Origin of the sequence: Pseudomonas sp. 7P_10.2_Bac1, from assembly GCF_025465935.1 — a bacterium.
GTDB lineage: Bacteria > Pseudomonadota > Gammaproteobacteria > Pseudomonadales > Pseudomonadaceae > Aquipseudomonas.
The window spans coordinates 26,485-42,206 of sequence record NZ_JANLNV010000075.1; the positions used below are offsets into that span (position 1 = coordinate 26,485).

10 protein-coding genes and 2 pseudogenes are annotated in these 15,722 nt (G+C 57.9%); 3 read left to right on the forward strand and 9 right to left on the reverse strand.

Annotation, left to right across the window (positions count from 1 at the left end):
• Nucleotides 1-92: 92 nt before the first annotated feature.
• Nucleotides 93-1,340 (reverse strand): DUF3426 domain-containing protein, encoded by a 1,248-nt coding sequence (locus tag NTD86_RS15405; protein WP_262203441.1) that lies wholly within the window; start codon nt 1,338-1,340, stop codon nt 93-95.
• Between the two features lie 30 nt (nt 1,341-1,370).
• Nucleotides 1,371-2,249: a 50S ribosomal protein L11 methyltransferase gene (gene prmA / locus NTD86_RS15410; RefSeq protein ID WP_262203442.1), complete on the reverse strand. Its 879-nt coding sequence runs from the start codon at nt 2,247-2,249 to the stop codon at nt 1,371-1,373.
• A 623-nt stretch (nt 2,250-2,872) separates the two neighbouring features.
• Here prmA and NTD86_RS15415 point away from each other — a divergent pair.
• Nucleotides 2,873-4,979 (forward strand): annotated as a pseudogene (locus NTD86_RS15415) (TonB-dependent receptor).
• Between the two features lie 227 nt (nt 4,980-5,206).
• Nucleotides 5,207-5,603: pseudogene (locus NTD86_RS15420) on the forward strand (DUF6402 family protein); the annotation flags it as partial.
• A gap of 84 nt (nt 5,604-5,687) precedes the next feature.
• On the opposite strand, the gene accC reads toward NTD86_RS15420, so the two are convergent.
• The 7 genes from accC to NTD86_RS15455 form a co-directional block, all read right to left on the reverse strand.
• Complete coding sequence (gene accC / locus NTD86_RS15425) at nt 5,688-7,046, reverse strand: acetyl-CoA carboxylase biotin carboxylase subunit (protein WP_262203443.1); 1,359 nt, start codon at nt 7,044-7,046, stop codon at nt 5,688-5,690.
• Between the two features lie 17 nt (nt 7,047-7,063).
• A complete protein-coding gene (gene accB, locus NTD86_RS15430) occupies nt 7,064-7,525 on the reverse strand; it encodes an acetyl-CoA carboxylase biotin carboxyl carrier protein (RefSeq protein ID WP_262203444.1) in 462 nt (153 codons plus the stop codon).
• A 25-nt stretch (nt 7,526-7,550) separates the two neighbouring features.
• Nucleotides 7,551-8,006 carry a type II 3-dehydroquinate dehydratase gene (aroQ, locus tag NTD86_RS15435; RefSeq protein ID WP_019408789.1) on the reverse strand — a complete coding sequence of 152 codons (456 nt, stop codon included), beginning with the start codon at nt 8,004-8,006 and terminating at the stop codon, nt 7,551-7,553.
• Between the two features lie 130 nt (nt 8,007-8,136).
• Nucleotides 8,137-9,915 (reverse strand): protein-disulfide reductase DsbD, encoded by a 1,779-nt coding sequence (locus NTD86_RS15440; RefSeq protein ID WP_262203445.1) that lies wholly within the window; start codon nt 9,913-9,915, stop codon nt 8,137-8,139.
• Nucleotides 9,916-10,025: 110 nt separating this feature from the next.
• Entirely contained in the window at nt 10,026-10,547 is a 522-nt protein-coding gene (locus NTD86_RS15445) for a hypothetical protein (protein WP_262203446.1), read from the reverse strand.
• Nucleotides 10,548-10,674: 127 nt separating this feature from the next.
• Nucleotides 10,675-12,636: a methyl-accepting chemotaxis protein gene (locus tag NTD86_RS15450; protein ID WP_262203447.1), complete on the reverse strand. Its 1,962-nt coding sequence runs from the start codon at nt 12,634-12,636 to the stop codon at nt 10,675-10,677.
• Between the two features lie 107 nt (nt 12,637-12,743).
• Nucleotides 12,744-14,360 (reverse strand): PleD family two-component system response regulator, encoded by a 1,617-nt coding sequence (locus NTD86_RS15455; protein ID WP_262203449.1) that lies wholly within the window; start codon nt 14,358-14,360, stop codon nt 12,744-12,746.
• Between the two features lie 401 nt (nt 14,361-14,761).
• Between NTD86_RS15455 and NTD86_RS15460 the strand changes: the two genes are divergently transcribed.
• Nucleotides 14,762-15,721: a DUF2333 family protein gene (locus tag NTD86_RS15460; RefSeq protein WP_410016986.1), complete on the forward strand. Its 960-nt coding sequence runs from the start codon at nt 14,762-14,764 to the stop codon at nt 15,719-15,721.
• The last annotated feature ends 1 nt before the right edge of the window (nt 15,722 follow it).

Below are 15,722 nucleotides of genomic sequence, written 5' to 3' on the forward strand. Positions count from 1 at the left end.
AAAGCCAGCTTTTAACCAGCTACAAGCTTCAAGCTGCAAGACGAAGAAAATCTGCAGTTAGTTTCTAGCTTGCCGCTCAAAGCGCAGCGCGCTCATTCCGGGGAATGAAAACTCAAGCTGTAATTCACTGCTTTTGGGCCCGGATCCAGAATGTCCAAGGCAATATGGATGGGGGTTTGCGGCGGCATTTCAGCTTTGCCTGCCAAGTCGCCGCTCAGGTATTCGCCGGGTTTGAAGCGGCGGCTGGCGATCATTTTGCCGTTCAGGTCGGCAAAGCGCAGTTCCAGTAGCGGGAAGGGCTGGGAAAACGGGGCCCGGTTGTAGAGGATCGCGTCCACCACCAGCGCCCCGGCGAATTCCGGATGGCTGCGCACCACCAGATTGCTGCTTTTGATGCGATCTATGTCGACCTTTGAAGGCACAGTGCAGCCAAATTCCGGGCACATCTGCTGGAAGATCGGGCGATATTGATCCTGGCGAGCCAATTCGTCGAAGTGGTAGGCAATGTATTGCCCGGCCAGTGCCACAGCGGCGAGCAGTACCAGAAACGTCCATAGCAACCGCTTGCCCCACGGCGATCGGGGTTTTTGCCAGTCCAGACGCAACGGGTCGTCTTCCAGGTCCAGCAATACGTCTTCGCGCACGCCCGGTTCGCTGCGCTTGCGTTTGTCCTTGACGGGGACAGCGGCGGGCCCTGGGGTTTCGTCCTCGTCGTCATCAATCGCAGACAGATGCTCACCGCGCAGCTCGGGCTCATCTTCGTCATCCCTGGACAGCCTGAGCGGTGGGGTATCGTCGGGCTCGTCGATATCCAGCGACAGCGAAGGCTCGGTGCGCCCGGTTTCAGGCGGTTCGATGTCGTCTTCGACAACTTTGACCGCCAGTGCTGAGGTCTCGGCGCGTTCTGCTGCGGATTCACTGAACAGGCTGCCTGACCATTCGCTTTCTTCGGCATCGCGACGAGCGCTCAGCGCACTGGTTTTGGCTTTTTGCGACTGGCCAAAACTTTTGCTGGGCTGAATCTCCCGTTCTTCAAGCTTGGCCAGTTCTACGTCCAGGTCCAGGTGCTCAAGGTCCAGCTCGGCCGCATCCCAGTGCGGCAGGCTGATGACCTTGGGTGGAGCGGGCGGTTCAATGGCCGCTGGTTCTGCAACAAATGGCGGCACAGTTGTAGGCAATTGCTCTGTTTCAGTGCCTTTATTCAACAGTTGCTGTGCGGCATTGAACACTTGCAGGCAGGCGCCACAGCGCACTACCCCGCGCGCCATGCTCAATTGAGAATGGCTGACACGGAAGCTGGTTTGGCAATGCGGGCACTGTGTTACGAAGCTATCGCTCATGCGGCCATCCGGGTTAAGCAGGCTTGTATTCTAGCGCCGACGACCACTGATGCGCACCCAGCCATCGCGATTGGCGATAGGGTCCAGATCAAAGTCCTGAGCGTAAGCAGCGGCCACTTCTTCGCCTTGTTCGGCGAGGATGCCGGACAGTGCCAGACGGCCACCAGGTTTGACCAGACTCGAGAGTTGTGGAGCCAGAGAAACCAGCGGGCCGGCCAGGATGTTGGCGACCAGCACATCGGCCTGAACCTGCGGCAAATCTTCGGGCAGATACAGCGGGAACAACTCGGGCGCGATGTTGTTGCGGCCCGCGTTGTCGCGTGATGCTTCCAGTGCCTGCACGTCGATATCGGTGCCGACCGCCTCTTTGGCGCCCAGCAACAGTGCCGCGATGGCCAAAATGCCCGAGCCGCAGCCGAAGTCCAGCACGTTGCAGTCCTTGAGGTCCTGGCCGTCGAGCCATTCCAGGCACAGCGCGGTCGTCGGGTGAGTGCCGGTACCAAACGCCAGGCCCGGGTCCAGCAGCAGGTTCACCGCGTCAGGCTCCGGGGCCGCGTGCCAGCTGGGGACGATCCACAGGCGCTGACCAAAGCGCATTGGCTCGAAGTTATCCATCCAGCTGCGTTCCCAGTCCTGGTCTTCGATGACCTCGGCGTGGTGCTCTGGCAATGGTGAGCCGGTCAGCAATTCCAAGTGGGACAGCACCAGTTCGGCTTCAGTGCCGCCTTCGAACAGAGCCAGCAAATGGGTGTGCGACCACAGTGGGGTGGTGTTGAGCTCAGGTTCGAAGATCGGTTGATCCTCGGCATCCATAAACGTGACCGAAACGGCACCGACTTCGAGGAACGCGTCTTCGTAGGTTTCGGCTTGTTCCGGGCTGATGGCGAGGCGTACTTGCAGCCAAGGCATGGCGGGCACCTTTGAAAAAGAGAAATGTACAACCGGGAGGGCTGCGAGAAACGCGCCAGTTTACGCGAGCGAGCGCCTGGGTGGTATGCAAATAAGTACGGCAGATCGCAGGCAGACGAAGGGAATGTCGGTGATCGTCCCTCGGCAAAATCCAAAGGTAACTAAATCTGTAGGACGCTTCAAAATGCGTTTCAAATCGTAATGATTGTCATTTGCTGATGATTTGAGAGCGGCGTAGTCTCGCCTCGCTTTCTATCTGGATAAGGAGATCCATCGCTCTATGAAGGAACCCACCCTTGATGATTTCGGCCGCGACGCTACAGCAATAACTGCTTTCAACTCACGCCTCTGGAGTTGAAAGCGCAGTCTGTAGATGAAGGCTGGAATCTGCTGGCATGGCTAAAAGACGGATCGGCACATTCACACGCGACCGCGCTGCTCGAACAGAGGGTCGCCCATGGCACCCCACTCACAAAACCGACATTGCTGATGCGCCTGCTCGACAGTCATGTCGATACCGTGGGGCGTCAGACAAATCCCTTGTGTTGCAGGGTCCGCGGGGCTTCAACGTCATCTCACGCTTTACCGACTGCTAACCACAATAACTAACCAGAGGTCAGGCCATGACTCGAAGCACACTTCCTTTGCTGATGGCGGCATTCAGTTCCGTTAGCCTCACGGCATGGGCCGAAGACGATACCTCACCCGGTACGCTGAACATGCAGCCCACGGTGGTTTCGGCCACTCGTACCGAAGCAACCATTGCGTCGATCCCGGGCTCGGTACAAGTCATTGACGAGCAACAAATACGCGAGCAGAGCGGGGCGGGGCGCCGTGTATCCGATATTCTTGGCCAGTTGGTGCCCGGTATTGCGCCGTCGTCCGGGGGGATGAGCAACTTCGGGCAGACCCTGCGCGGACGCAATGTATTGGTGCTCATTGACGGCGTTTCGCAAAACGCCACGCGGGACAACTTTCGCCAACTCAACAGCATTTCACCTTCCAGCATCGAGCGCATCGAGGTGGTGTCGGGGGCTAGCAGTGTGTACGGCGCTGGTGCTTCGGGCGGCATTATCAACATCATTACCAAGCGCAATCAGGGCAGGACATCGCCTTCACTAGTCGTCTGGGGATGACCACAGGCAATAACCTCAATGCCAAGGGCTTCGCCTACGAGCTTATTCAAAGTGCCACCGGGCGCAAGGATGCACTGGACTGGTATGTCTCGGCCGGTGGTGTGCAGCGTAACGATCAGTTCGATGGTAATGGCAAGCGCATCCCGCAAGACACTTCCCAGGGCAGCAATATGGACACCGAAACCTATAACCTCCAGGGGCGTTTCGGTTATGCGCTGGATGCCGATAAAAAATAAACCTGTCTTTGCAGGACTATAAAGACCAGCAAGACACTGCGTACACCAAGGACCCGGGCAACAGGCAGCACGCTGTCGCACTTAAAGGCCTGGAACTTGATGATCAGCCTTACACCCACACCCAGGCGGCCAACCTCAACTATCAAGATGCTGATTTTTATGGTCAGGGTTTGCAGATAGAAAGCTATTGGCGGCGTTCCGACGCGCTGTTCTTTCCTGATCTGTCGCGCGGCAAGGCCGGGATTTCGAACAACAACAGCGTGCAGGATGTATATGGCTTGCGCGCGGCCATCGACAGCGCACTGCCATCTATCGGCAGTGCGACCGGCAACCTGGTGTGGGGCGCTGACTATGACAATGAGCGCTCACGCCAGCGTGGCGATCAGTACGCCGTCAACGGCCTGGTCTACAGCAAAACCGGCGAGACGTTTGAGCTGGGGCCGGACATCAACACCACCACCAAGGCTCTTTTCGGGCAGATGTCCTGGGACATAGGCGACTGGACACTGCGCGGGGGCGTGCGCCGTGAATGGGTCGAGAGCAAAGTTGCCGACAGCATCGCCTATGGCGAAATAGTGCAAACCGGCAGACGTGCGGTATTGCCCGGCGATACGCTTAACTATGGCGCTACGCTCTACAACCTCGGCGCGGTTTACCACTTGAGTGGTAATCAGGACGTGTTCGCCAACTTCAGTCAGGGCTTTTCACTGCCGGACCTGCAACGCTTTATGCGTGACGTGCAGAGCAACTTCAATATCCAGAGCCTTAACGCCCAGGCGATCAAGGTCAACAGCTACGAGTTAGGCTGGCGGGGTCATTGGGATAAATGGCAGGCCGACACCACGATTTATGAAAACACCTCCGATGTGACGCAGTTCTACGATGTCAACGACCGTGTCTTGCGCTTGATCAATCAGAAGGAACGTGTACGCGGCATCGAAAACAATTTGACCTGGCGCATGACCGACCGATGGTCACTGGGCGGCACCTATGCCTGGGCCAAAGGTGAAACCCGGCAAAATGGTAAATGGATCGACTTGCCGGCAACCCGTGTATCGCCAGCCAAGACCACCGTGTTTGTGGGCTATACCGAAGATGTCTACACGTTGCGTCTGCAGGCCATGCGCCTGGCCAGCTACGATGCGGCGGCCAAAGACCGCAATGGCCGTGAGATCGATGGCTACACCCTGGTCGACCTGCTGGGCTCGGTCGAACTGCCCGTGGGGCGACTGGAAGGCGGTATTTACAACCTGAGCAACCGCACCTACCAAAATGCCTTCGCCCAAGCCAATGCCCGAGCGCCTTATGCCAATGCCCAAGGGCGAACGCTGAGCGTCAGTTACTCACTGGACTGGTGAGTAAGGACCCGCATCTGCATAGACCGGGCACTTAAGTAGACACAAACGAGCCCGCGGAGTACTCACATAGTTCCTACCGGGTTTGTGTACCGCATAAAGGTTTTATGCGCAGAGCGTCTTAGGTCCGCTCGCACGTGTTTTTGATATGGGTCTTAACCAATTTGTGGATATTTCCCACATATCTAGAGCGGCATTCTGGCCATTCTCTTCCCGATTGCATTCTATGAGTGAACTTCACGGTTTTTGGCGGCTCGTGGGATGTTCTGGATGACATGTATGGAGCTCAGTGCAAGCCTGAAAGTCGGAGTAGTGGGTGAGGCGTTTACTGAGGTAAATCCAATCACCAAACACGTTCGTCATCTGTTTCATGTAGAAAAGGTTGGCTTCTATATCCGTGACCATTACGACTTCAATGGTCTTCAATACCTGGGCACCTGGACCGAAGATCGGGTGCTGATCCAGGTGGAGGCTGCATTTACGTTGAGTCTTCACGGGCAGCTAGTACTGCGTCTAAAAGATGGCCCTTTTTATTGGGTTCTTCCGAATATCTTTCATCGTGCGCCTGATGTTAATGGCGTTAATTTCCCTGCGTGGTTTCCATGGTGGGGTTATTACCCGGCCTGAATCAATTTAGTAGGTACCCAAAAAACTGGCACCCCAGACACAACAAAGCCGCTCGAAAGCGGCTTTGTTGTACAGAAAACAAACTTACTTGTTAGCCAGTTTGTGTTCCAGGTAGTGAATGTTGACGCCGCCTTCGCAGAAGCCTTCGTCATTCACCAGGTCACGGTGCAGCGGGATGTTGGTTTTGATCCCGTCGACCACGATTTCGTCCAGCGCGTTACGCATGCGAGCCATGGCTTCATCACGGGTCGCGCCCCAGGTGATCAGCTTGCCGATCAGCGAGTCGTAGTTGGCCGGAACCTTGTAGCCGCTGTACAGGTGCGAATCCACACGAACGCCGTTGCCGCCCGGTGCGTGGAAGTGCTTGACCAGGCCTGGGCTCGGCATGAAGGTCGCCGGGTCTTCAGCGTTGATCCGGCATTCCAGCGAGTGACCGTGAATGTTCACGTCAGCCTGGGTGAAGGACAACTTGTTGCCTGCCGCGATGCTCAACATCTCTTTAACGATGTCGATGCCAGTGACCATTTCGGACACCGGGTGCTCCACTTGCACACGAGTGTTCATCTCGATGAAGTAGAAGCGACCATTTTCGTACAGGAACTCGAAAGTACCCGCACCACGGTAGTTGATGTCGACGCACGCTTGAACGCAGCGTGCCAGAACTTCCTGGCGAGCCTTTTCGTCGATACCCGGTGCTGGCGCTTCTTCCAGAACCTTCTGGTGACGACGTTGCAGCGAGCAATCGCGGTCGCCCAAGTGAATCGCGTTACCCTGGCCGTCGGAAATAACCTGAACTTCCACGTGACGTGGGTTGGTCAGGTATTTTTCCAGGTAGACCATCGGGTTGCTGAACCAGGCGCCGGCTTCTTCGCGGGTCTGCTTGGCCGCTTCGACCAGGTCTTCTTCGCGGTGCACAACGCGCATGCCACGACCACCACCGCCGCCAGCGGCCTTGATGATCACCGGGTAGCCGACTTCACGGCCAATACGCAGTGCGGTTTCAGGGTCTTCCGGCAGCGGGCCGTCAGAACCTGGAACAGTCGGTACGCCCGCTGCGATCATGGCGTGCTTGGCCGATACCTTGTCGCCCATCAGGCGAATGGTGTCAGCTTTCGGGCCGATGAAGGCAAAACCGGATTTCTCGACTTGTTCGGCGAAATCGGCGTTTTCAGCCAAGAAGCCGTAGCCCGGGTGAATCGCCGTGGCGCCAGTCACTTCGGCTGCCGCGATGATCGCCGGGATGTGCAGATAAGACAGGTTGGCTGGTGCTGGACCAATGCAGACGGTTTCGTCTGCCAGGCCCAGGTGCATCAGTTCCTTGTCGGCAGTGGAGTACACCGCGACGGTCTTGATGCCCAGTTCCTTGCACGCCCGCAGGATGCGCAAGGCGATCTCGCCACGGTTGGCGATCAGGACTTTTTCCAGCTTCTGAGGCTTCAACATCGTTGGCTCCCCGTGGTTCAAACGATGGTGAACAGCGGTTGGTCGAACTCAACCGGCTGACCGTTTTCTACCAGGATGGATTCAATGACACCGGCTTTTTCAGCGGTGATGTGGTTCATCATTTTCATCGCTTCAACGATGCAAATGGTATCGCCGACTTTAACGCTCTGGCCCACTTCAACGAAGGCAGGCGAGGTCGGAGCCGGGGTGCGGTAGAAGGTGCCAACCATTGGCGACTTGACCACAAAGCCGTTCAGTTTTGCAGCAGCAGGTGCTTCAGTCACGGTGGCAACCGGTGCAACAGCCACTGGAGCCGCGGCAGGCGCTTGCTGGACAGGTGCTTGAGCGTAGAACTGTTGAGCAGGGGTCTTGCTGTGGCGGCTGATGCGTACCGACTCTTCGCCTTCTTTGATTTCCAGCTCGTCGATGCCGGACTCTTCCAGCAATTCGATCAGTTTCTTAACTTTACGGATATCCATGAATCGTCAACTCCCAATGGGTTGGTCAGGGGCGTTTAGCTTGCAGTTCAAGCTGTTCCAGGGCGGCCTCCAAGGCCAGTCGATAACCGCTGGCGCCAAGGCCGCAGATCACACCTACCGCAACGTCGGAGAAGTAGGAGTGATGGCGGAAAGGTTCGCGTTTGTGCACGTTGGACAAATGCACTTCGATGAATGGGATGCTCACCGCCAGCAGCGCGTCACGTAATGCCACGCTGGTGTGGGTAAAAGCCGCCGGATTGATCAGAATAAAATCCACGCCTTCATCGCGGGCCGCATGGATTCGATCAATCAATTCATACTCGGCATTACTTTGCAGGTAGAGCAAATGGTGACCGGCTTCGCGGGCCCGTTGTTCCAGATCCTGATTGATTTGCGCCAGGGTAGTCGCGCCGTAAACCCCCGGTTCACGGGTGCCTAGCAGGTTCAGGTTGGGGCCGTGCAGAACCAGAAAAGTCGCCATCTGCTGTTCCTTGTAATGTGTGTGCAGTCATCAGTGCCGGGCGACTATGCCGAAAAGCTGAATCAGTGTCCAGTTGTGTGCAAAAGCCAACACGATGACCGATGTTCGCGAAAAGTTTGTGACCAAGGCTCTAGATCTGGTCATTCGCGTTCGCGACACGTTCGGCGAAGTCCGCTGCGTTGATCTCTCCAATGACCCGTTGGTCACTTTTTTCCAGGCCATTTTTGTCGAAGAACATCAGCGCCGGAGGGCCGAACAAATGGTAGTGATCGAGCAGGGCGCGTTGCTCGGCGTTGCTGGCCGTCATGTCGAAGCGTACCAGCCGATAATCCTTGAGCCGGTCCAGCACTTGCGGGTTGTTCAGCACCTCGTGCTCAAGCACTTTGCAACTGATGCACCAGTCGGCGTACCAGTCCAGCAACAGCGGCTGGCCAGCGGCCTTGGCCTGGGCCAGGGCGCTGTTGAGTTGCGCCGCAGTGCTGACGGTTTGCCATTGCGCTGAGGGTTGAGTGGCACCCGTGACGGTCGGCTGCGTCGCCGGTAACCGGCCGATGGGGTTGAACGGATCACTCTGGCCGCTTAATGCGCCGAACCAGCAGGCCAGCGCATACACCAGCAAAAACAGCCCCAGCAGTTGCACCAGCCGTTGGCGAGGCGCTTTGTAGACAAACTCCAGAGTGCCGAGAAACAGGCTGACCCCCGCCGCCAGTGCACCGATCAGCAGCAACGTCACCTGACCCGGCAGGACCCGGCTAAGCAAGCCGATCGCCAGCCCTAGCAAGAGCACGCCGATGGCGTTTTTCACCGTGACCAGCCACGGGCCGCTTTTCGGCAGCCAGGCCGCGCCGCCGGTGGCTACCAGCAATAGCGGTGCCCCCATGCCCAGGCCGAGGGCGAACAGCTTCAAGCCGCCGCCCAACGCGTCGCCGCTGGCGCTGATGTACAGCAATGCCCCGGCGAGCGGGGCCGAAACACACGGCGATACCAACAGGCTGGAGACTACGCCCAACACCGCAGCGCCCCACAACGAACCGCCCTGGGTGCGATGGGCGACACGGTCCAGGCGGTTGCTGATGGCCTGCGGCAATTTGAGTTCGAAGACGCCAAACATTGCCAGGGCAAAAATGGCGAAGAACAGCGCAAAGGGCACCAGCACCCAGACCGATTGCAGGCGGGCCTGCAAATTCAGTTGTGCGCCGAACATCCCCATCAACGCGCCCAACAGCGCAAAGCATGCGGCCATCGGCAACACATAGGCCAGCGACAGGCTAAAGCCGCGCAGGCCGCCGACCTGGCCGCGTAACACCACGCCCGACAGAATCGGCAGCATCGGCAGTACGCAAGGGGTAAAGGTCAGGCCCAGCCCGGCGAGAAAGAACAGCGCCAGGTCGCGCCAGTTCCACGGTGTTTCTGGTGTGTTCGGACTCGCGGCCGCGACAGCCCCCGATATGCCGTCGATGTTAAAACGCTCGGTTTCAGGCGGGTAGCACAGCCCTTTGTCGGCGCAGCCTTGATAGCTGACCACCAGGGTAAACGGGCGTTGATCGTTGGCCGGGCGCGGGATGTCGACGTCCAGAATGCCGTGATAGACCTCTACGTCGCCAAAGTACTCATCGTGTTTTTGCTCACCCGCCGGCAGTTGCGGCGTACCCAGCGCGATATCCGCTGGTTCGGCCTTGAACGCAAAGCGATGCCGATACAGGTAATACCCTTCGGTTGGGACGAAACGCAGTTTGATCGTCTCGGGGGTGCTGTCGATCAGGTTCAGCTTGAAGGCTTCGCGCACCGGCAAAAAGTCGGCACTGTTGTTGATCGCCCCCAGGGTTGCGCTGGGGCGGGCGTCCAGCAGGCCCGTGGCCATGGCCGGTAGGGTAAAGAGCAAGCAAAACATCAAGAGCAGGCGGCGCATAAGGATCTCGCGGATAAAACCTGCGGGCATGATATCGGAGTGAGCAAGCCAAGCGTGCAGAGGGCGATGTTTTGCTCGCAACCGTCAATGGATTGCGAGCACGATTTCGCCTACAGAGGATGAAGACGTGGTTTGGCAGGCAGGTCTTTGATGATGAATTTCAAATCCACGTCGTTACGTTTGTAGACCCATGAAAGGCGTCGATCAGTGCCTTTATCACACGTCATGTCCATGACACCGACCAAAATGATGTTAATGCTGATGCCTTCGTTAAAAGGTGTCTCGCACCGCACTTGTTCATATTTCAACGGGCCAATGGGTTGGTAAGTGAAATCACTGGTACTTTTGAACGCATGTTTTTTCAACTCGCTGAGTGGCACATCCAACGTTGCCGGCATGGAAATAAAACGCAGGGCAGCGTTCAACGCATCCGAGTCCGGCATTTCATATGCGGTGCTTGAGAGCGGCGGTATCAGGCACGGTCGTACTTTTTGCTGGTCGGGTGCACAGGGGTAACCCGAAGGGTAGTCGACTATGACGGCAATAAAGCTCGACTGGTTTTCAATCTGCAGTGTTGCGCTTTCACTGAGCGGCAAGTAAAGAACAAACAATATAAGAATGGTTTGTCTCATGGCGCACCTGTTCATGTCATATCGGAAACAGGCCGATGAGGTCTGTTTAATACGACATGAATTTAATATCACTCTCGACAGCAATAGATACTGTCAGAAGTAACAGGTACGCGGTTTTATTGACGGTTTATACCCTGAACGCTTGCACCGCCGTATTAAGTTCTGCACCCAGTTCCAATAATTGCTGACTTTGATTGCGGGCAATACCGATACGTTGCAAGTTATCGTCGCCCAGCAGATGAATACGTTCACTGTGGTCGCGGATCTCACTCACCGCCGCGCTTTGTTGTGCAGTGACATCAGCAATACGCACCGCCGTGTCGGAGATGGTGGTAATGGCGCCGACAATTTCATCCAGCGCGCCGTCGGCATCCTGGGCTTGCTGAGCGGTGGCTTGAGCGTGTTCCACTTGCGCGCGCATGCCTTCAACCGATTGGCGCGCCGCCAGTTGCAACCCGGCAATCAGGTTCTGGATTTCGCTGGTCGCGCCTGCGGTGCGTTGCGCCAGGGAGCGTACCTCTTCGGCGACCACGGCAAAGCCCCGGCCCATTTCACCGGCCCGTGCAGCTTCAATGGCGGCGTTCAGGGCTAACAGGTTGGTTTGATCAGCGATGGAGCGAATCACCGTAAGAACCCCGCCAATGGTGGCCGACTCTTCGGCCAGACGCTCGACTGTCTGGGCGTTGCCTTGCACTTCGCCCACCAGCGCGTGCAGCCCGGTGAGGCTTTGCCCGATCACCAATTGGCCCTGGGCAACTGCCGCGCCAGCGCTGCGACTGGCGTCGGCGGCCTGGCTGGCATCGCCCGCCACTTGGGAAATGGTCGCTTCCAATTCGCCCAGTGCATCACGGATTTGTCCGGTGTCGCTTGCCTGGCGCTCGGCGCCGCCGTGCAAGTCGGTGCTCAATTGCGCCAGGGTCTGGCTGCTGCCCGCGACTTGCTCCGCGTTAAGGCGGATGGTGCCCACCAGGTTCACCAGGTAAGCGCGCAGGCGATTCAAAGACGCCTCGATGTCATGCAGTTCGCGATTGGTTTTACCCAGTTCAATGTCGCGACTGAAGTCGCCTTCAGCCCAAGTCGACAGCATCGGCGCCAGGTAAGTCAGGACCCGCGCCAGCTTGCGTTGCAGCGTGTCGATCAACAGGGCAATCAGCAGGATCAAGGCAATCATCAGGCCTTGAATCAGCCGAACTTCGTCCTGAATCTGCCCGTGCTGGGCGCGGACCACGGGCTCAAGCTCGGCAATGGCTTGTTGCACCGCGTCGAGTTTGCGGTGCGTAGTGGTGCTCAGTTGGGTGCGTTGTTCGATTTGCACCTGGGTGCGTTTGAGTTCGGCCGGATAACGGCTTAGCAGGTTGTTCAGTTCGCGCTTGAGATTGACCCCGGCATCTTCGGTCTGGGTGTTCTGGCTGGCTTCGAGCCCCATCATTGCTGCGAAATCGTCATTGCCCGAAGTGCTTTTGCTGCTGACGCCGAGCAGCGGCAAGGTGTCGATCTGTTGAGCTTGAGCCTGGATGCTGGCCAGTTCGCGCTCGACATCGCCCGCCAACTCACTGCGCCCACTGCTGACCAGTTTGTCGCGGTTCAGCGAGAGCTTGGCCAGGTGCAGAGAAGCAGTGAGCAGGGGCGGTAAATAGTGGGCGGCATCAGCCGTGTTGGCTTCGCTGGCGTATTGGCCGAGTTGCTCCAGGTTGGCCGCCAGTTCGCGTTCGGCTTGCAGCAGCAAGGCTTGCGGGTCACCTGCCAATTTGCCGGCTGCCAGCAGCTCGGTATTACTGAAGGTGTCGAGGTTCTCAAGGCTGGGGCGCACGGCGTCTGCCAGCGTGGGCGGCAACGGAGCGAGTTGCTGTTTGAGGGTCTCCAGCGCGCTGTTGGCCTCGCTTAAACGCACGGCATCACCGCTGGCCAGGTAGTCCTCAATGTTGCGCGCCACCTGATTCTGAAAGTGCTGGGAGAGGCTCAAGTAGCGCTCCATCAACAGGTACGGGCGTTCCAGGGCCTGTTGCGACCACCACAGGGTAGCGCCTAACGCGAGACACACGGCGACCAGCAGCACGGTGTTGAGGTTGGTGAGCAACTTCAGGCGCATAAGAGATTCTGCCTACTACGCAGTGAGAAGCGGCTGAAGTTATTGCACTTAAGTTACAGCGATGTGACGAGCGGGAGTGCCCCGACTAAAATAGTGGCTATTAGCCTTTATCGAGCGAAGCGCTGCACCTGGTTGCGGCCGTTGTTCTTCGCGAAGTACAACGCTTCATCAGCCTGTGAGGCCATCTTCAGGTTGTCGGAATCACTGTGCAGTTGCACCACGCCAGCGCTGAAAGTGCAGCACAGATCGGTCGGCTGGGCGGGGTACTGGATCTCGCAAAAGCGCTCACGTATCAGGTTGAGGATCTGGAAGGCTGACTCCAGGTCAGTGTCGGGCATGACAATCGCGAACTCTTCGCCACCATAGCGGCCTATAAAGTCGGTCTTGCGCAGGCGCTGCTTGAGGTACAACGCCAAGCTTTTGATCACGCGGTCACCCATGGGGTGGCCGTAGCAATCATTGACCCGTTTGAAATGGTCGAGGTCGAGCATCGCAAAGCTCAAAGGGCGATTTTCGCGGCGGGCGCGGAAGGTGCAGTCTTCGAGCAATTGCAGAATGTGCGTGTGGTTGTACAGGCCGGTCAGGCTGTCGCGCACCATGCGCGCTTTTAAATGCCGGGCGCGGGCGGCGCGGTTGCGCACCGTGGTAATGAGGTGGCGTGGTTGGATGGGCTTGGTCAGGAAGTCGTCACCGCCTTCGCTCATGGCATCAAGCTGTTTGTCCATATCGTCTTCGGCCGACAAATAAATGATCGGCACGCTGACATAGCGATCGTTGTGGCGGATGACCTTGGCCAATTCGGTGCCGACACAGCTGGGCATGTACATGTCGAGGATGATCAGGTCGGGCTGGAAATCCGCCAGTTCAGCCATGGTCTGGATCGGATTAGTCAGCGTGCGGGTGATGATCCCCGCCGTGTTGAGCAGGCGTTCGGTGTGCAACGCCTGAGCCCGTGAATCGTCAATGATCAGCACCTTGTAAGGGTCGTAGTGCGCCACGCAGGTCAGTACCTCGATCTTCTCCATGAGGCTGGAGACTTCAAGGGTGCCGGTCAGAAATGCCTGACCACCGGCACGCACGGCGGCCAGTCGGGTGGGGGTGTCGGTTTCATGCTGGCTGAAGAACAAGAGTGGCAGTTTCTGTTCAAGCCCGACCTGGACCTCTGCAGCCAACGCCAGGCCCTGGTTGGGGCCGGCGAAATCCACCTCCATCACGATGGCTGCCGGATGGCGCTCAGCCATGGCCCGATAAAAGGCGGTGGGACTGGAAAGGGCGACGGCATGAAGTTCAAAAAACTCCAATTGCGTGGTCAGGCGCTGGGCGCGCTCCAGGTCTTGCAGGAGGATGTAGACCGGCTTGCGCAGTGGCGGCAGCGCAGTGTGTGCCAGTTGATCACCCTGACGCAGGCCGGTGCGTGACAGACGTTGCATCAGCCGGTTGAGATCACTGATCAGCGGGCTGCTCAGGCGCCCGCGATTATCGGCGATCTGTTGCAGCACCTCGTCGGTGGCCTGGGCCAGTTCGCGGTGCTCGGGTTGCTCGAAGCGCTCGGCAAAGCGCTGCAGGCGCCCGTTGGCCTCGCTGAATTCGGCGAGCCCCGAGGCCGACCATTCCTGAGTCTGCAAGCGCTGCCAGATTTCCAGAATCTGGTGGGCCTGATGCGTAACGCGCTGGGCAAAGTGGTGCTTCAGGCGTTCGTGGCTGAGGTCTTCTTGCTCGGTCATATCCTGGCCGCTGGGTTAGGGGCATGCTGGAGTCGAGTGCTGGCTCCATGCTATCACTGCGTGTCCGGCTTGAACCTGTCCCACCTTGAAATAAGCTCGCCCACACCGATATTAGCCATTGGCCGCCCCTGCATAGGCGTGGCTTCACGCATGTTTTATAGTGCCGAAACTCAAGTAAGGCCCGGCGATGGAGCAAGTCAGCTTAGTCGTGATTAAAAATCGTGCAATAAGGCACGATGAGGTAGGGTTGTGGTCGAACCGTTGAATCAAGCATCTGAAAGGACATAGCCATGCTGGACTGGAAAAAACGAGAGGGCGAGAGCGCCCGCGAGACGGTCAGGGACACTCAAGCCAAGCCGCGTGGCTATTTCAAAAGCATCCTGCTGAGCCGCTCGATCGCCATGCTGGTGGGTATTTACGTGGTGGTCTGCCTGGCGCTGGGCTGGTACTGGAGCCGTGAACCCGACTTGTTCCCGGTGCAGAAAAACGCTCAGTTGGCGGCTGAAAAAACCGGCCAGCAAATGGTTCCGGGCTTCACCACCGTTGAAACCCTCAAGACAGTCGCCGGCACCTTGCTCAACAAGCCGGGCGGCTACTTGTCCAACGACCGCTTCCCGCCGGGTGTGTTGCTGGACAACATCCCGAGTTGGGAATACGGCGTGCTGGTGCAGGTACGTGACTTGACCCGTGCCTTGCGCAAAGACTTTGCACGTTCGCAGTCGCAGTCTGCCGAAGACGCCGATCTGGCCAAGGCCGAGCCGCGTTTCAACTTCGACAACAAGAGCTGGATGCTGCCGTCCAGTGAGTCTGAATACCAGGAAGGGATCAAATCCCTGAGCCGCTATCAGGCGCGCTTGTCCGATCCAAATCAGAAAAATGCCCTGTTCTATGCCCGTGCCGACAACCTGAACAACTGGTTGGGTGATGTGGGGACGCGTCTGGGCTCGCTGTCGCAGCGCTTGTCGGCCAGTGTGGGTCGGGTCAAGCTCAACACCACACTGAAAACCGAAAGCCTGGAGCCGGGCCAGGTACCGGTGGTGGATGAAGAAATCGTTGAAACCCCATGGCTGCAAATCGACAACGTGTTCTATGAAGCCCGTGGTCAGGCCTGGGCGCTGTCGCACCTGCTGCGCGCCATCGAAGTCGATTTTGCCGATGTGCTGGCGAAAAAGAACGCCACAGTCAGCGTGCGCCAGATTATTCGTGAGCTGGAGGCCGCTCAAGAGCCGGTCTGGAGCCCGATGATCCTCAACGGTAGCGGCTTTGGCATTCTGGCCAACCACTCGCTGGTCATGGCCAACTACATCTCGCGGGCGAATGCGGCGGTCATGGACCTTCGTCAATTGCTGTCGCAGGGCTAAG